Raw genomic sequence first — 14914 nt, forward strand, 5'->3', positions numbered from 1 at the left:
TGATACCCCTCTGTCGATTCAATAATTCAGGGAAGAAATGAAAGAATAATCGACTTTTTTAAATTTCCAGTTTTAAATCAGTCCAGGTTGATCAAAACACAGCTTTCAACAATAGTTATCTTATTATTTTTAGCAAAGTCTCTTATTTGAGAGCTCCTTGTTCCCGGCTGCAGCCAGACATAATTAATACCTTCAGTTTTGATGTTTTCCATTACTTTAATTCCAATTCTAGGATTAACAACCATATCCACAACATCTATTTCTACAGGGACTGAAGCCAGGTCAGGGTAACATTGATCTCCATCAATAGTTTCGAGATTTGGATTGACAGGATAAACATTGTAATTGTGATTTTTAAGTTTTTTATATATTTTATAGCCAAATTTATTTTTCTTGTCTGTAGCACCCACCACAGCCCAGTTCTTCATTTCTAAAGTCTTTTCTCTATCATTCATTTGCTTTCCCCCCTTAGTAAAAAATTAAATTTCTTGATCTTAAGCTAATTATACTTAATTAAAGATATTATTTCAATCTCTAGCATTTTTAGTGAGAATATTTCATCAATTAAAAGGATAAATCTTTTTGCTGGAGAATTATTAAATAGAGAGCTTTTTAAATAGCTGTCTGGATCTTTGAATTCTGTTCTCGGCAAGAAAAATTAAAAGGGGCGATTTGCCATGGATATTAGTCCTCTCAGCAAAAAAAATATTAGACAGCTTAATAGAGGGAGCCTTTTTATTTGATAAAGCAAAAAACATAATTTATTTAAACAAAAATGCGGTAAGAATTACCGGCTATAATCTGGCGGAACTGCAGAAACTAGAGGATTTTTATGAACTCATAAAAGATCCAGCTGTTAAAGAAGATATTTGCTGCCATCTGGGCCAGGAAGATTATTATGGGATAGTTTCCATCAGAGATAAATTTGCCTCTGAAAAATTTGTAGAGATCAAGTTTTGTTTTTTAGAAAACAGACTTTATTTGATCACCATGGTTGATATCACCTTTAGAATAAAAAAAGAGGCTGAACTAAAAAATATAGAAAACAAGTTCAGGCTTGCCGTAAAGGGAGCAAAAATAGGGGTATGGGAGTGGGAAGAGCAAAAGGGTTATTCACTTTTAAATCCTGAAGATATGAATTTTTTCCATTTTCGCGCTGGTTTTCAGAAATTGGATGAAAAGCTGCTTTTGAAAAATATCTATTTTGATGATAGAAAAAGGGTTGCAGCAGAAATCGATAAAATAGTTAATCAAAACAAAGATTATTTAGAAGTTGAATACCGGGTTAAGAGTAAAAATGGCGATTGGAAGTGGATCAGAAATCTGGCCCGGGTCTATGAAAGAGGAGAAGATAACAAAGCCCTTAAAATCATTGGGATTTATTTAGATATTGATGAACAAAAAAAGATCGAACGCAAGATTACCGAACTATCTTTAAAAGATGAACTAACAGGGCTCTACAACAGAAGGTTTTTTAATGAAGAGATCGCGAGGTTGAAAAACTCACGAGATTATCCTATTACAATTTTAGTTGGTGATATTGATGATCTTAAACAGATCAATGACAGCTGTGGTCACAATGCAGGTGATGATTATATTAAACTGACAGCTAAAATATTAAAAAATAATCTCAGGGCAGCTGACATAGTTGCCAGGATAGGTGGGGACGAATTTGCTGTAATCCTCCCCAAAACAAACTGGGCTATTGCTGAAGAAATCTGTGAGCGGATCAAAAATGAATATAAGCAGATTAACCACTGTAGTGATTCAGAAAAAGAATTCAGCATTTCACTGGGTATTGCTACAATCAACAGCAGTGCAGAAGATATTGAAGATTGTTTTAATAGGGCAGACAAAAGGATGTATAAAAATAAACTGCAGAAAAAATTTAATAAAAGATTCGATATTTAAATTAAAAAATGCTCCCTCCAGGCTCAAGCTGAGCCGGATAGGAGCACTGTTTTTTTAAAACTATATTATATTCCTCTTTTTCTTAGTCTTTTGATCCTTTCTTCTGTTGGGGGGTGGGTACTAAAGAGCTTTGCCATCCCTTCACTGGAGAGAGGATTCATAATAAACATGTGGGCAGCAGCCTCATTAACCTGCATTGGACTCCTTTGGGAATAACGCTGCATTTTTTCGAGAGCACTTGCAAGGCCTTCAGGATTTCCAGAGATCTGACCACCTTTTTGATCGGCATAATATTCTCGTGAACGAGAAATAGCCATTTTAATCATTATCGCGGCAAGGGGAGCAAAAATAATTGCTAAGAGCTGTACCAGCCCACTACCTTTACCACGTCTGCGGCCAAAAATCATTCTATAACGTCCCATTCTGGCTAGAAAAGCTAGCGCACCTGCCATCGTTGCAGCCATCGTCTGGATTAAAGTATCACGATTTTTAACATGAGCCAATTCGTGGGCTATTACCCCTTCTAACTCTTCTTCATTGAGTAGATTTAAGATACCTTCTGTAACTGCAACTGCAGCATGAGAAGGATTTCTACCTGTTGCAAAAGCATTTGGCTGTTGTGAAGGAGTAAGATAAATATCAGGCATAGGAATATTGGCATTTCTACTTAACTTCCTCACTATTTTATAAACTTGAGGAGCTTGATCCTCACTTAAAGGTTGCGATTTCGTCATTTTAATAGCAATTTTATCACTTTTCCAGTAGCTGATAAAGTTGATCACCATGGCAAAAACAAAAGCCATAATAAGGCCATCCTCACCAGCAATTAAACCTCCTAAGAAAAGGAAGATAAGGGTTAAAGAAAACATCAGTAAAAATGTTTTTATACGGTGCATAATAAAACCTCCTTTTAAATCTAATTTATTTAAATTATCATGAATTTCCATTAATTCTAAATCAATATATTTCTACCTAATATAATTTTAACTTAAAAATGCTAATAATACAAATTAGAATCTGATTAAAAAAAGCCTAAAAGTTCTATCATTTGCCTTGATTTTTTGCTATAATTACTATAGTTAGGCTTAAAATAACTGAAATTTTAGTTTTTAATTTAAAGAGGGAGGATATATATGACAGAAAAATTAAAAGTTGGTGTAATTGGGGTCGGCAGTATGGGAGAACATCATGTTAGAAATTATCTCTCATTAAAACATTTATGTGAATTTATAGGTATTTATGATAATGATCAGAAAAGAGTAGAAGGGATTGCTCAAAGCTATGGAGTAAAAAGTTATGGTGATCTGGAAACTCTATTTGCTGAGGTTGATATTATAAATATTGCTACTCCAACTTCTACCCATTACGATATTGCAATGGCGGCTTTAGAAAGAAATGTTCATGTTTTAATAGAAAAACCGATTACAGCTGAGATTGCAGAAGCTGAAGAAATTATAAAAAAGGCTGAACAAAAAGGTCTGGTAGTTCAGGTTGGTCATATTGAGAGATTTAATCCGGCGGTACTGGCCTTACCAGAGGTCTTAAAAGATAAAAAAGTAATAGCTCTTGATAGCAAAAGGCTGGGTCCCTATGATCCCCGTATAAGTGATACCGATGTTATTCAGGATTTAATGATTCATGACATAGATGTAGTCAATTCTATCGTTTCCGGTCCAATTTCTGATATTGAAGCTTATGGAAAAATAACTCATTCTGATGGATTGATCGATTATGCTGTAGCAAATATGGTGATGAGCAATGGTGCGGTTGCCACCCTAACGGCAAGTAGAATAACTCAAAAAAAGGTGAGAGAGTTGACGATCACAACCGAAGACTCATATATTGAGCTGGATTATCTACAGAGAAAAATTCTGGTGACAAAGAAGAGAGAATTGCTCGGTGGCAAGAAAAAACAGCCTAAAACAGAGCTGGAAGAAATAATAGTTGAAGAAAAAGAACCACTTAAAAGCCAGCTGAAACATTTTATTAATTCAATAAAAAATGGAACACGACCTCTGATAGATGCAAATGATGCTCTGGAAGCACTAAGTTTAACTAAAAAAATTCAAAAAAGAATCTATAGTAAAGGAAGGAAGTAGAGATATATGATATCAATCGCCCAACCTCTGGTTAATAAAAAAGAAAAAGAACTGGTTTTAGAAGTAATGGACAGTGGAATGTTAGCTTCTGGTTCATATGTGAATAATTTCTCCAAAAACTTTGCCGATTTTATCGGTTGTGATTATGGAGCTGCAGTTTCGAGTGGAACAACAGCCTTACATACAGCATTACTTGCCGCAGGTATTGGTGAAGGAGATAAGGTGATAACAACACCTTTTACCTTTATTGCCAGCTCAAATTCTATACTTTATACAGGAGCAGAACCTGTTTTTGTCGACATAAAAGAAGATAGTTATAACATAGATCCCGAAAAAATAGAGGCTGCCCTGAAAAAAGATCCAGATATTAAAGCTCTGCTGATAGTTCACCTCTTCGGTTTAAGCTGTGATATGGACAAAATAATGGAGCTGGTAGAAAAATATGATCTGATTTTAATAGAAGATTGTGCACAGGCCCATGGAGCGGAGTTTGATGGTAAAAAAGTCGGTAGTTTTGGTGATCTTTCAACCTTTAGCTTTTATCCAACCAAAAATATGACAACTGGTGAAGGTGGAATAGTATTAACAAATCAGGAAGAATTACATCAGAAGGCTGCCAAAATAATTAATCATGGTCAGTCAAAAAAATACAGCCATGATATTCTGGGTTATAACTTCAGGATGACAAATCTGGCTGCAGCAATAGGTTTAGCTCAGCTAGAAAAGTTAGCAGCTTTTAACCAGAAAAGAATAGAGAATGGAGAATTTTTTAATCAAAACTTAGCAGATCTCGATTGGCTGACAATACCATCTAAAGCAGCTAATAAAAAACATGTTTACCATCAGTACACATTAAGAGTAAAAGATCGGGCTGATTTTGCCAGCTACTTAAGTGAAAATGGGGTAGGTAACAGTATTCACTATCCTTCTGCAGTTACCCAACAGCCCTATTATAAAAAGCTTGGTTATGGAGAACTCAGTTTTGAAGTCACAGAAAAAGTAGCAGCAGAAATCATCTCAATACCTGTCCATCCTGCTTTAAGTAATGAAGAACTTCAGAAAATTGTAGATCTAATCAAAGCCTATAAATAGATTAACTCTCAACAGTAAAAATTCTGATTTTAGAGCTTAAATGACACAAAAATTATAAAAAAAAGCAAAAATATCACAAATTTCGACTTTTTAGCTATATTTTTAGCTTTAAATATGTTATAATAATTCTACAGCTAAATAATTAATAATAATAATAGATTAAAGCAAAATAATTTAATTAAAGATATTAAAAATTAAACAGGGTAATTTCAGATTATAATTCAGAGGATTTAAGTAATTTGGAAAAAGCCCTGTTTTTTATTTATCAACTTTGTGAAAAATGTCTTAAATTGGAATTGTGATTAAAAAATGGAGGGAATACAAAAATGGAGGGGATACAAATGGATTTTAAATTAAAAAAAGTTGATGAGATCAGCAGAGAATTGTCTGAGTTTGCTGAAGTGTTGGTTAAAATGAGTGAAAAATCCGAATTTAATAAAATGACAGAAGATTGTTCAAATTATTCTCTCGATCAAAAGCTGGATAAAATTGAGGCAGACTTAGAAGTATTACGGACAAGAATCATGTATGATGAAATTCTAAAAAAAGTTAATACACTTAATATAGAGCATTTAAAAAAACAGTATCAGAAATTGAATAGATACCATTAGTGGACCTCACCACCCAAATAAATAGACAATTTAACTCCACCCAATACATAGCTTGGATGGAGTTTTTTGACAGTTTTAGATAAATTTAAAAAGCTAAAATTAGGCAAAAAAATAACAAGGTTCTGACGAATCTTTCTCAACTTCTTGTTCGTAGTGTAGCATTTTTTACTTTTCTTATTCTTTCTTTTTGCTTTAATTTAGTCCTCCTTTACTATTTTTGATTTCCTTAAGATTTATTACTAAAGAAAGCTATACCTTAGTAATATTCTTTTGGTCATCTCCAATAGTAAATTCATAGGCTTTGATCTTACGCCTAAATCTTAGCAAATTTACTTAAATAAGAATTTCAAAATACTGCTTTCGAACAATCCGTTTTAGGACTTCCTCAGAACCTTGTAACTACATTATAGTGCCAAACTGACTAAAAGTCAATTCTTTAAAATGAGCATATGATTAAACTAACTCGGTAATTTGTCGAATTACTAACTTATACTCTAAATATTTGCAAAATTTAAAATCTTTAACGGGGGAGGTACTATGAACTTTAAAGCCGGTTTTGAAAAATTTCGTGGTTTTGGCTATTATTTTTTGCTTGCAGTTCTTTTATTTGCTGTAATGTTCCTTTATTTTTATCTCTATGGAGATGGCGGTCGAAGTGCGAACAGCCTTTCTTATGGTGATCAGGTAGAATTAGCCGAAGTTGAGATCAGAGAATCCGAACTTGAAGGGTTGATCTATGCTCGAAGATCGATTAGGGATTATCAGGCTGAAGAAATATCTTTTAATAATATTTCCAAACTGCTCTGGTCTACAGTCGGAACTACCGTTGATGGTATCAGTGGGCCGACCAGGGCTGCTCCTTCTGCCGGGGCAACAGATGCAGTAGAAATTTTTCTTGCTGTAAAAGATGTAGAGGACATAGATGCCGGGATTTACCATTATCAGCCGGCAGAAAATACTTTGCTGGAAGTTAGCTCAGAAGCTAAATCAGCTGAGCTGGAAGCTGCTGCCCTAAATCAATCTGCTGTTGGTGATGGAGGGGCGGTCATTATTATCACAGCTGTTTTTGAGAGGACTATAAGGCGTTATGGAGAAAGAGGAGAGCGCTATGTTCATATGGAAGCTGGCCATGCTGCCCAGAATCTGCTTTTGATGGCAGAAAATTTAGGTCTGGGTAGTGTTGTGATAGGAGCTTTTGATGAAAATGAAGTTAGATCTATTCTGGGTAGTGAAAATCATGAGCCACTGCTTTTGCTGCCCATTGGAGTGCTTGAAAATTAGTTTTTTTCTTAAATGAAAAAAGCACTTGCAAAATGCAAAATCAGCTGTTATAATGGTTTGTGTTGCAGGAAAAATTGAATCAAAAAATACAGGAGACATTCTATGAACTTTGATCAGAAATATATGCAGATGGCCCTGGCTGAAGCCAGGAAAGCTTATCAAAGGGCAGAAGTTCCAATCGGTGCAGTTGTGGTTTGTGATGATCGAGTAGTTGGTCGCGGGTTTAATCTCCGGGAGCAAACTCAAGATCCAACTTCTCATGCCGAAATTATTGCCCTTAAAGAGGCTGCCAAAGAACAGGCTAGCTGGCGCTTGGAAGACTGCCAGCTTTATGTAACTCTAGAACCCTGTCCGATGTGTGCAGGAGCTATTTTGCAGTCAAGGATAAAAAGGCTTGTTTATGCAGCAGCTGATCCTAAAGCAGGAGCTGTTAAAAGTCTTTATCAACTGCTGGGTGATGATCGTTTTAATCATCAGGTAGAAGTTGTATCTGGAGTTATGGAAGCAGAAGCCGCTCAGCTATTAAAAGATTTTTTCCGTGAGTTAAGATAACGGAAGGATGGGTGAGTCTGGCTGAAACCGCTCGACTCGAAATCGAGTAGGCATGATATGCCTCGGGGGTTCAAATCCCTCTCCTTCCGCCAAAAGGCAGTTCGTTTCTGAGAATTCATAGAATTATAAATAAACTTAAAATGTGGAGACTTAGAATTGGAGTGATAGTACTTAATTTTTCATCCAACTTCCAACTTCTAATCTCTAAATTCTAACTTCCAAACTGGAGAGGTGTCCGAGTCTGGCTTAAGGGGCCCGCCTGGAAAGCGGGTGTAGGCTTTCACCTACCGAGGGTTCGAATCCCTCCCTCTCCGCCATTAAAATTTTATAGATTTTTAAAGTTTGGCCGCACTAAATGGGGTGTTAGCGGTGCCCTGTAACCTGCAAACCGCTACAGCAGGATTGATGCCTCATTGAGGGTTTTCTCTTTCAGGGTCTGGCCCTGTTAAGTAGTGTTGACAATTGGGTCTCGCGCAATGAAGTCTTATGAACTCCGTCAGGTCCGGGAGGAAGCAGCGGTAAGTAAGTCGCTTCATGTGCCGCGAGGGTGCCTGGTTCGAGCCAACTGCCAGGGTAACGCCTGGGAGGGGGAACTCGATTTGAGGTGTGCGGCCATCTTTTTCTAACACCCGGAATAGGGTGTTTTTGTTATATAATAATAATTTAGGGGTGAATTAAATGTCCTTTCTCTCTCTTTACAGAAAATATCGGCCGGAAGATTTTACAGATTTGATCGGTCAGGATCATGTGGTCCAGACCTTAAAAAATGCCTTAAAAAATGATAGGGTGGCCCATGCTTACCTCTTTGCCGGACCTCGCGGTACAGGTAAGACTTCTACTGCCAAGGTTTTTGCTAAAGCCTTAAATTGTGCAGATCCAGCAGCTGATTTAGAACCCTGTGGAGAGTGTAATTCCTGTCAGAGGATCAGCAGTGGTAGTTCACTTGATGTAATCGAAATTGATGCTGCTTCTAACAGGGGTATTGATGAGATAAGGGAGTTAAGAGAAAAGGTTAAATTTTATCCAGGAGAAGGACAGTATAAGGTATATATAATCGATGAAGTACATATGTTAACAACAGGAGCTTTTAATGCCCTTTTAAAAACTCTTGAAGAACCACCTGATAGTGTTGTTTTTATCCTGGCAACTACAGAACCTCATAAGGTTATTACGACCATTATGTCCAGATGTCAGCGCTTTGATTTTACTTTACTGAGCCTGGGAGATATAAAAATGAGGTTAAAATATATAGCTGAGCAGGAAGGTTATGAGATAGATGCAGCAGCTCTCGATATATTAGCCCGCAGTGCTCGAGGTGGTATGAGGGATGGAATAAGCCTTTTAGATCAGGCAATATCTTTTAGTGATGGTCAGCTTGCCGCTGAAGAAATCGCCCGGATGCTGGGCAGGGTTAATAAGGATAAATTAAAAGAATTTTTACTTTATTTAAGCAAAAATCAGAGTCAAAAAGCTCTGCAGTTATTGGATAAACAGCTTGAGGCTGGTTTAGGTATAGAAAGATTTAGTGATGAACTGGTAGCTTACTGTAGAGAACTGCTTTTAATAAAAGAGTGTGGGGTTAACTCAGGTATTTTAGAGTACTCCCAGAGTTATTTAGAAGAGCTGGCAGATGCTGCCGCCAATTTAAGCACAACTCGGATCACCAATATTATAGATGAGTTTGCTAAATTGAAGCAAAAACTGCGTTCCAGTGCAAGCCCCCGTTTACAATTGGAGATAAGTGTTATAAAATTAAGTAGTAAGCAGAGTGCAGAATCTTCTCTTGAGGCCAGACTTTCTCAGCTGGAATTTAAATTAAATGATCTGCTGCAAAAAGGAAGTATAGCTGTCAACAAAGAAGTTCAAAAGCCAGTTCAGCCAGAAGTTGAAAACAGAGCTAAAAAATCAAGCAGCAAGCAAGCAGAAACTCAAGCAGAAAGCACTCAAAATAAAAAAGCTGCTCAACCTGAGCAAAAAAAGGCTGTACCAGCTCAAAAGGAAGCTAATTCTGCCGAAGGAGATCTCAGCCTGGAAAAAGTAAAAAATTACTGGGCAAAGCTTTTAAGTGAAATTAGAAAACGCGATATTTCAGTTCAGGCTTTATTAAGAGAAGCTGAACCAACTGCTGTTGAAGGCAAAAAGATCATCATCGTGTTTCCAGAAGACAAAAAATTTCACTTTAAGGGAGCAAGGTCAAATCAGTCCCTGATCTCTAATGTTATCGGCAGTCTTTTAAATCAATATGTTGAATTAGAATTTATACTTGGTGATTATAAAAAAAAATCGCTAAATGAGCAAAAAAGCAGTCAAAGTAGAAGTGATAAAGCAGCTGGAGAAAATACTAACTTTCAAAGTTCTACTTCAGCCAAAAAAAGCTCTCAAAGAGATAAAAATCAGAGTTTTGGCATAAAAGAAATTGCCAGAATATTTTCTGGAGAGATAATTGAAGTTGATGAAACAATTTTAGAAAAAAAAGGAGGCAACTAAAATGGATATGAAAAAATTAATGAAACAGGCACAGCAAATGCAGACAAAGATGGCTAAGATGCAGGAAGAACTTGAAGAAAAAACTTTAGAATCAACTGCCGGTGGTGGAGCCGTTAAAGTTGTTGTTAATGGTAAGCAGGAATTAGTAGATTTACAGATCGATCCTGATGCTGTAGATCCAGATGATGTAGAAATGCTGGAAGACCTTATTTTAGCAGCTGTTAACCAGGCAATGCGTGAGATGCAAGAAATGGTAAATGAAGAAATGGGTAAGGTAACTGGTGGGATGAATCTACCAGGGATGCCGTAATGAATCCCTATCCCAGGCCGATGGGAAAATTAATTGGCGAGCTGAGTAAACTGCCCGGTATTGGGCCTAAAACTGCCCGCCGACTTTCGTTTTATATTCTCGGCCAGAGTAAAAATGAGGTAAAAACCCTCTCTGATGCTTTGATTGAAGCCAGGGATAAGATCAATTACTGTTCAAGATGTAATCATTTAACAGAAGGTGATATTTGTTCTTTCTGCAGCTCAGATGAGCGTGATCTTTCAATAATCTGTGTGGTAGAAAGTCCTCGTGATGTGGTTGCTATGGAAAAAACTGGAGAATATAATGGGCTTTACCATGTTTTACATGGAGCAATATCACCGATGGATGGGATCGGCCCTGATCAAATTAAAATCCGTAGCTTAATGCCCCGTTTAGAAAAAGGCGAGGTAGAAGAAATAATCATAGCGACTGATCCTAATGCTGAAGGAGATGCAACCGCTATGTATCTGGCAAAGTTGATCAAACCACTTGGGGTAAAAGTGACCAGAATTGCTCACGGAATTCCAGTTGGTGGAGACTTAGAATATGCAGATGAGGTAACCCTTTCTAAGGCTTTAGAAGGCCGCCGAGAAATATAATTTCAGATAAGCAAATTTTAGGAGCCTTTAGTCGGGCTCTTTTTCTATATTGTTTTTTTCTCTTATGGTGAAATTTCACCAAGCTGATTTAATCTGCGATTATGATAAGATAATCACAATATCAATTCAGCCGCTTGACATTGGGACCTGGCTTTGTTAAAATACATAAAATATTAGATTATAGAATAGTAGTAATTATTGATAAATTAGTTAAAAATTTCATTTTAATAAAGACATTTTGCATTATTATGACAGGGTGGTAATGGATAAATTTTAAGAAATAATACAGGGGGTAGAGTAATGGATAAAATAATTAAAGAAGCTTTAACTTTTGATGATGTTTTATTACAACCACAGAAATCTGATGTAGTCCCGAGAGATATAGACACTAGAACTAAGTTAACTGATGATATTTATTTAAACACACCTATTATTTCGGCTGGAATGGATACTGTTACCGAAGCTGATATGGCGATCGCAATGGCCAGAGAAGGTGGATTGGGTGTTATCCATAAGAACATGTCCATTAGAAGACAGGCCTCAGAGGTTGACAGGGTAAAAAGATCAGAAAGTGGAGTTATTATCGATCCATTTTTTCTTTCACCAGATGCTTTGATCAGTGAGGCTGAAGAACTGATGTCAAAATATCATATTTCCGGTGTACCAATAGTTGATAAGGACAATATTCTGGTAGGTATTTTAACAAACAGAGATCTCCGCTTTGTAGAAGATTATGATCGTCCGGTTTCAGAGGTTATGACAGATGAAGAACTTGTAACCGCTCCGGTTGGTACAGATCTTGAAGGGGCAAAGGCTAAATTGAGAGAACATAAAATAGAAAAACTACCCATAGTTGATGAAGATGGCAAATTGAGTGGTCTGATCACCATCAAGGATATTGAAAAAGCCAAGAAATATCCTAATGCTTCCAAAGATAAGCAGGGAAGGCTGCTGGTTGCTGCAGCTGTCGGTACCGGAGATGATACCATGGATAGGGTTGCTGCTTTGGTAGATGCTAAAGTAGATATTATCGTAATTGATACTGCTCATGGTCATTCTCAGGGGGTTATCGATACAGTTAAAATTATTAAAGAAAAATATCCTGACTTAACAGTAATAGCCGGTAATGTTGCGACCGCAGAAGCTACAGAAGATCTCATCAAAGCTGGGGCAGATGTAGTAAAGGTTGGGATTGGTCCAGGTTCAATCTGTACAACAAGGGTTGTAGCAGGTGTTGGGGTACCACAGATTACTGCTATTAACGATGCTGCCAAAGCAGCTGATAAATATGGAAAAACTGTTATTGCAGATGGTGGTATAAAATATTCAGGTGATATAACAAAGGCCATAGCTGTAGGTGCTCATTCGGTTATGATTGGAAGCCTTTTAGCCGGTACGGAAGAAAGTCCTGGAGAACTGGAAATCTATAAAGGAAGAAGTTTTAAGGTATATAGAGGTATGGGTTCTGTTAGTGCTATGAAACAGGGAAGCAAGGACCGCTACTTCCAGGAAGAAGAAACCGAAACAGAAAAATTTGTTCCAGAAGGTATAGAGGGAAGGGTACCATATAAAGGTACACTTTCGGAAACTATTTATCAATTGGTAGGTGGTTTAAAATCTGGGATGGGTTACTGTGGAACTCCTGATATAGAGAGTTTAATCAAAGATTCTAAGCTGCTTAGAATATCTTCAGCAGGTTTAAGAGAAAGTCATCCTCATGATGTAAAAGTTACTAAAGAAGCTCCTAACTACAGCTTTAATGATTAAGGTATATGTTTTGGACCATTGTTATTAACTTAACAGAAATTTTTAGCAAAGCATATTATTCTTATAGTTGTGGTTTGTTATTATAATCGTTTTAATTACAGGGGGCGTTAGTGATGAGTGAAGAAAAGAGAAAAAAAGAAAAGTTAATAATAATCGGTGGAGGCCCAGCAGGGATTACTGCTTCAATTTATGGGGCAAGGGCTGGCTTGAATCCACTGGTTTTAGTAGGACCTGAGCCAGGGGGTCAGATTACAACTACTTCTGAATTAGAAAATTATCCTGGTTTTCCCGAACCGATCGGAGGATTTGAATTAACCCAAAAGATGACAGCACAGGCTGAAAACTTTGATGTTCGTTTAGAATACGAAAGTGTTGAAGATCTAAAGCCTGAAGGTGATAATTATATTGTTAAAACTGATATGGAAGAATATGAAACTGAAACGGTAATCATAACTACAGGTGCAGAACCGAAGACCCTTGGCCTTGAGAAAGAAGATAAGCTTCGGGGTAATGGTGTGTCTTACTGTGCTACCTGTGATGCAGCTTTCTTTAAGGAAAAAGATGTTGCAATAGTTGGTGGTGGAGATACAGCTTTATGGGAGGCAACCTTTTTATCTAAATTTGCCTCTAAGGTGTATATTATTCACCGTCGTGATAAATTTAGAGGAGCTAAAAGACTTGGTGATAGGGTAAAAAACCTGGACAATATAGAAATAGTCTGGGATACAGAAGTTAAAGACCTTCATGGTGAAGATAAATTAGAAGGAATAAGAGTTTTTAATAATAAGACAGGAGAAGAATCTGATTTAGATGTGGATGGATTTTTCGTCGCAATCGGTCATCAGCCGAGAACTAAATGCTTAAATGGTTTTGTGGAATTAGATGATTACGGATATATTATTACAGATGATAAGCAGCGTACCAATCTTGAAGGTGTTTTTGCAGCAGGAGATGTGCAGGACCCTGATTACAGACAGGTTGTGATCGCGGCAGGGAGTGGGGCGAAAGCTGCCATTGAAGCTGCTGAATACCTGGAAGAAAAACATGATAAAAAAGCAAAATAATCTTTAAAAATGAGCTCGGCTTTAGCTGCTGTCAGTTTAATGACAGCTGGACTGGAGCGGGCTTTTCTTTTATTGCAATAAATGCCTGCATATTGTATAATTATTATACAATGAGATAATATTAACAAAGCTTTAGAGAGGAGCTGGCTGTTTTGGGAGAAGGCTTTTTTATTACTTTTGAGGGGATAGAAGGTTCCGGGAAATCAACCCAGATTAAACTTTTGGGTGATTATTTGAAAAAAGAGGGCAAAGAAGTCGTGATTACCCGAGAACCGGGAGGAACAGAATTGGGTAAAAAAATCCGCCAATTATTACTTGATCCCGCTCATGAGGATATGGATTACAGAACAGAAATTCTCCTTTATACTGCAGATCGAGCTCAGCATTTTAAGGATGTTATTAAACCCGCTTTAAAAGCCGGTAAAGTAGTGATTTCAGATAGATTTGCAGATTCTAATTTAGCCTATCAGGCAGCTGGAAGAGGATTGGATTATGAGCTGGTATATAAGATCAACGACTGGGTTATTGATTCCCGCTGGCCTGATTTAACCTTTGTTCTGGATGTAGCTATTGCTGAAGGTTTAAAGAGAGCAAGGGCCTCCAGTTTTGATTTAAATGGAGACCGCCTGGAAAGAGAAGCAGATTCTTTTCATCAGAGAGTTAGAAAGGCCTATTTAGAGATGGTAAAGAGAGATAGATTTGCCCTTGTAGATGGTAATTTGGCTGAAGAAGAGGTTCATCAGGAGGTCAAAAATATAATTACCAGGAGGTTATTCTAATGGGAAAAAGAGCAGAAGCAGGTAAAACCATCAAAATGGTAATTGCTGTAGTCCATGACCATGATGCTGCAGATCTATTAGAAGCTTTGACAGCTGCAGGTTTTCAGGCTACCAAGCTGGCTTCAACAGGTGGATTTTTAAGAGAGGGAAACACCACTTTTATAATCGGTTCTGACAGAGAACATGTTGATGAGGTATTAGAGATCATTAAAGAAGAGTGTCAGGCAAGGAGCAAAACGGTTGCACCTATGTCACCTGTGGCTAATTCACTGGAAGGTTATTATTCTTTTCCGATGGAAATAAAAATTGGTGGAGCAACAGTCTTTATTATAGATGTTGAGCAATTTGTTAAGCTGTAGAGG

15 protein-coding genes, 2 tRNA genes and 1 other RNA gene are annotated in these 14914 nt (G+C 37.1%); 16 read left to right on the forward strand and 2 right to left on the reverse strand.

The features are described from left to right. Nucleotides 1–77: 77 nt before the first annotated feature. Entirely contained in the window at nt 78–455 is a 378-nt protein-coding gene (locus HALSA_RS01675; protein WP_013404909.1) for a CoA-binding protein, read from the reverse strand. Between the two features lie 217 nt (nt 456–672). Between HALSA_RS01675 and HALSA_RS01680 the strand changes: the two genes are divergently transcribed. Beyond that, nucleotides 673–1911 carry a sensor domain-containing diguanylate cyclase gene (locus HALSA_RS01680; RefSeq protein ID WP_013404910.1) on the forward strand — a complete coding sequence of 413 codons (1239 nt, stop codon included), beginning with the start codon at nt 673–675 and terminating at the stop codon, nt 1909–1911. 65 nt (nt 1912–1976) lie between these two features. Here HALSA_RS01680 and htpX read toward each other — a convergent pair whose 3' ends face one another. Then, entirely contained in the window at nt 1977–2807 is an 831-nt protein-coding gene (gene htpX, locus HALSA_RS01685) for a zinc metalloprotease HtpX (protein WP_041595748.1), read from the reverse strand. A 237-nt stretch (nt 2808–3044) separates the two neighbouring features. Here htpX and HALSA_RS01690 point away from each other — a divergent pair, with 237 nt between their 5' ends. From HALSA_RS01690 to HALSA_RS01755, 15 genes are all read left to right on the forward strand, one after another. Beyond that, entirely contained in the window at nt 3045–4010 is a 966-nt protein-coding gene (locus tag HALSA_RS01690) for a Gfo/Idh/MocA family protein (RefSeq protein ID WP_013404912.1), read from the forward strand. 6 nt (nt 4011–4016) lie between these two features. Next, a complete protein-coding gene (locus HALSA_RS01695; protein WP_013404913.1) occupies nt 4017–5102 on the forward strand; it encodes a DegT/DnrJ/EryC1/StrS family aminotransferase in 1086 nt (361 codons plus the stop codon). Nucleotides 5103–5443: 341 nt separating this feature from the next. Continuing rightward, nucleotides 5444–5713 (forward strand): hypothetical protein, encoded by a 270-nt coding sequence (locus HALSA_RS01700; RefSeq protein ID WP_160143044.1) that lies wholly within the window; start codon nt 5444–5446, stop codon nt 5711–5713. A gap of 537 nt (nt 5714–6250) precedes the next feature. After that, nucleotides 6251–6994 (forward strand): SagB/ThcOx family dehydrogenase, encoded by a 744-nt coding sequence (locus HALSA_RS01705; RefSeq protein ID WP_013404915.1) that lies wholly within the window; start codon nt 6251–6253, stop codon nt 6992–6994. Between the two features lie 102 nt (nt 6995–7096). Then, the gene (gene tadA / locus HALSA_RS01710) at nt 7097–7546 is read left to right on the forward strand and encodes a tRNA adenosine(34) deaminase TadA (RefSeq protein WP_013404916.1); all 450 of its coding nucleotides are present in this window, start codon (nt 7097–7099) and stop codon (nt 7544–7546) included. 1 nt (nt 7547) lies between these two features. Continuing rightward, nucleotides 7548–7638: transfer RNA gene (locus tag HALSA_RS01715), tRNA-Ser, on the forward strand. A 133-nt stretch (nt 7639–7771) separates the two neighbouring features. Then, nucleotides 7772–7863: transfer RNA gene (locus tag HALSA_RS01720), tRNA-Ser, on the forward strand. A gap of 29 nt (nt 7864–7892) precedes the next feature. Then, an RNA gene (ffs, locus tag HALSA_RS12540) (signal recognition particle sRNA large type) lies at nt 7893–8158 on the forward strand. A gap of 66 nt (nt 8159–8224) precedes the next feature. Next, nucleotides 8225–10033: a DNA polymerase III subunit gamma/tau gene (gene dnaX / locus HALSA_RS01725; protein ID WP_013404917.1), complete on the forward strand. Its 1809-nt coding sequence runs from the start codon at nt 8225–8227 to the stop codon at nt 10031–10033. Nucleotide 10034: 1 nt separating this feature from the next. Further along, entirely contained in the window at nt 10035–10343 is a 309-nt protein-coding gene (locus tag HALSA_RS01730; RefSeq protein WP_013404918.1) for a YbaB/EbfC family nucleoid-associated protein, read from the forward strand. Then, nucleotides 10343–10942: a recombination mediator RecR gene (gene recR / locus HALSA_RS01735; RefSeq protein ID WP_013404919.1), complete on the forward strand. Its 600-nt coding sequence runs from the start codon at nt 10343–10345 to the stop codon at nt 10940–10942. The genes HALSA_RS01730 and recR overlap by 1 nt, the downstream gene beginning before the upstream one ends. A gap of 300 nt (nt 10943–11242) precedes the next feature. Then, nucleotides 11243–12709: an IMP dehydrogenase gene (gene guaB / locus HALSA_RS01740; RefSeq protein ID WP_013404920.1), complete on the forward strand. Its 1467-nt coding sequence runs from the start codon at nt 11243–11245 to the stop codon at nt 12707–12709. A 113-nt stretch (nt 12710–12822) separates the two neighbouring features. Beyond that, nucleotides 12823–13773: a thioredoxin-disulfide reductase gene (gene trxB, locus HALSA_RS01745; protein ID WP_013404921.1), complete on the forward strand. Its 951-nt coding sequence runs from the start codon at nt 12823–12825 to the stop codon at nt 13771–13773. Nucleotides 13774–13925: 152 nt separating this feature from the next. Further along, nucleotides 13926–14552 carry a dTMP kinase gene (gene tmk / locus HALSA_RS01750; RefSeq protein WP_013404922.1) on the forward strand — a complete coding sequence of 209 codons (627 nt, stop codon included), beginning with the start codon at nt 13926–13928 and terminating at the stop codon, nt 14550–14552. Next, a complete protein-coding gene (locus HALSA_RS01755) occupies nt 14552–14911 on the forward strand; it encodes a cyclic-di-AMP receptor (protein ID WP_013404923.1) in 360 nt (119 codons plus the stop codon). Before tmk ends, HALSA_RS01755 begins: the two co-directional genes overlap by 1 nt. Nucleotides 14912–14914: the final 3 nt, after the last annotated feature.

It is taken from the genome of Halanaerobium hydrogeniformans (assembly GCF_000166415.1).
Lineage (GTDB): Bacteria > Bacillota > Halanaerobiia > Halanaerobiales > Halanaerobiaceae > Halanaerobium > Halanaerobium hydrogeniformans.

Bases quoted from the DNA above. Each gene is read 5' to 3' on its own strand.
- HALSA_RS01675 (WP_013404909.1), bottom strand. From the start codon at position 455: ATGAATGATAGAGAAAAGACTTTAGAAATGAAGAACTGGGCTGTGGTG.
- htpX (WP_041595748.1), bottom strand. From the start codon at position 2,807: ATGCACCGTATAAAAACATTTTTACTGATGTTTTCTTTAACCCTTATC.
- HALSA_RS01690 (WP_013404912.1), top strand. From the start codon at position 3,045: ATGACAGAAAAATTAAAAGTTGGTGTAATTGGGGTCGGCAGTATGGGA.
- HALSA_RS01695 (WP_013404913.1), top strand. From the start codon at position 4,017: ATGATATCAATCGCCCAACCTCTGGTTAATAAAAAAGAAAAAGAACTG.
- HALSA_RS01700 (WP_160143044.1), top strand. From the start codon at position 5,444: ATGGATTTTAAATTAAAAAAAGTTGATGAGATCAGCAGAGAATTGTCT.
- HALSA_RS01705 (WP_013404915.1), top strand. From the start codon at position 6,251: ATGAACTTTAAAGCCGGTTTTGAAAAATTTCGTGGTTTTGGCTATTAT.
- tadA (WP_013404916.1), top strand. From the start codon at position 7,097: ATGAACTTTGATCAGAAATATATGCAGATGGCCCTGGCTGAAGCCAGG.
- dnaX (WP_013404917.1), top strand. From the start codon at position 8,225: ATGTCCTTTCTCTCTCTTTACAGAAAATATCGGCCGGAAGATTTTACA.
- HALSA_RS01730 (WP_013404918.1), top strand. From the start codon at position 10,035: ATGGATATGAAAAAATTAATGAAACAGGCACAGCAAATGCAGACAAAG.
- recR (WP_013404919.1), top strand. From the start codon at position 10,343: ATGAATCCCTATCCCAGGCCGATGGGAAAATTAATTGGCGAGCTGAGT.
- guaB (WP_013404920.1), top strand. From the start codon at position 11,243: ATGGATAAAATAATTAAAGAAGCTTTAACTTTTGATGATGTTTTATTA.
- trxB (WP_013404921.1), top strand. From the start codon at position 12,823: ATGAGTGAAGAAAAGAGAAAAAAAGAAAAGTTAATAATAATCGGTGGA.
- HALSA_RS01755 (WP_013404923.1), top strand. From the start codon at position 14,552: ATGGGAAAAAGAGCAGAAGCAGGTAAAACCATCAAAATGGTAATTGCT.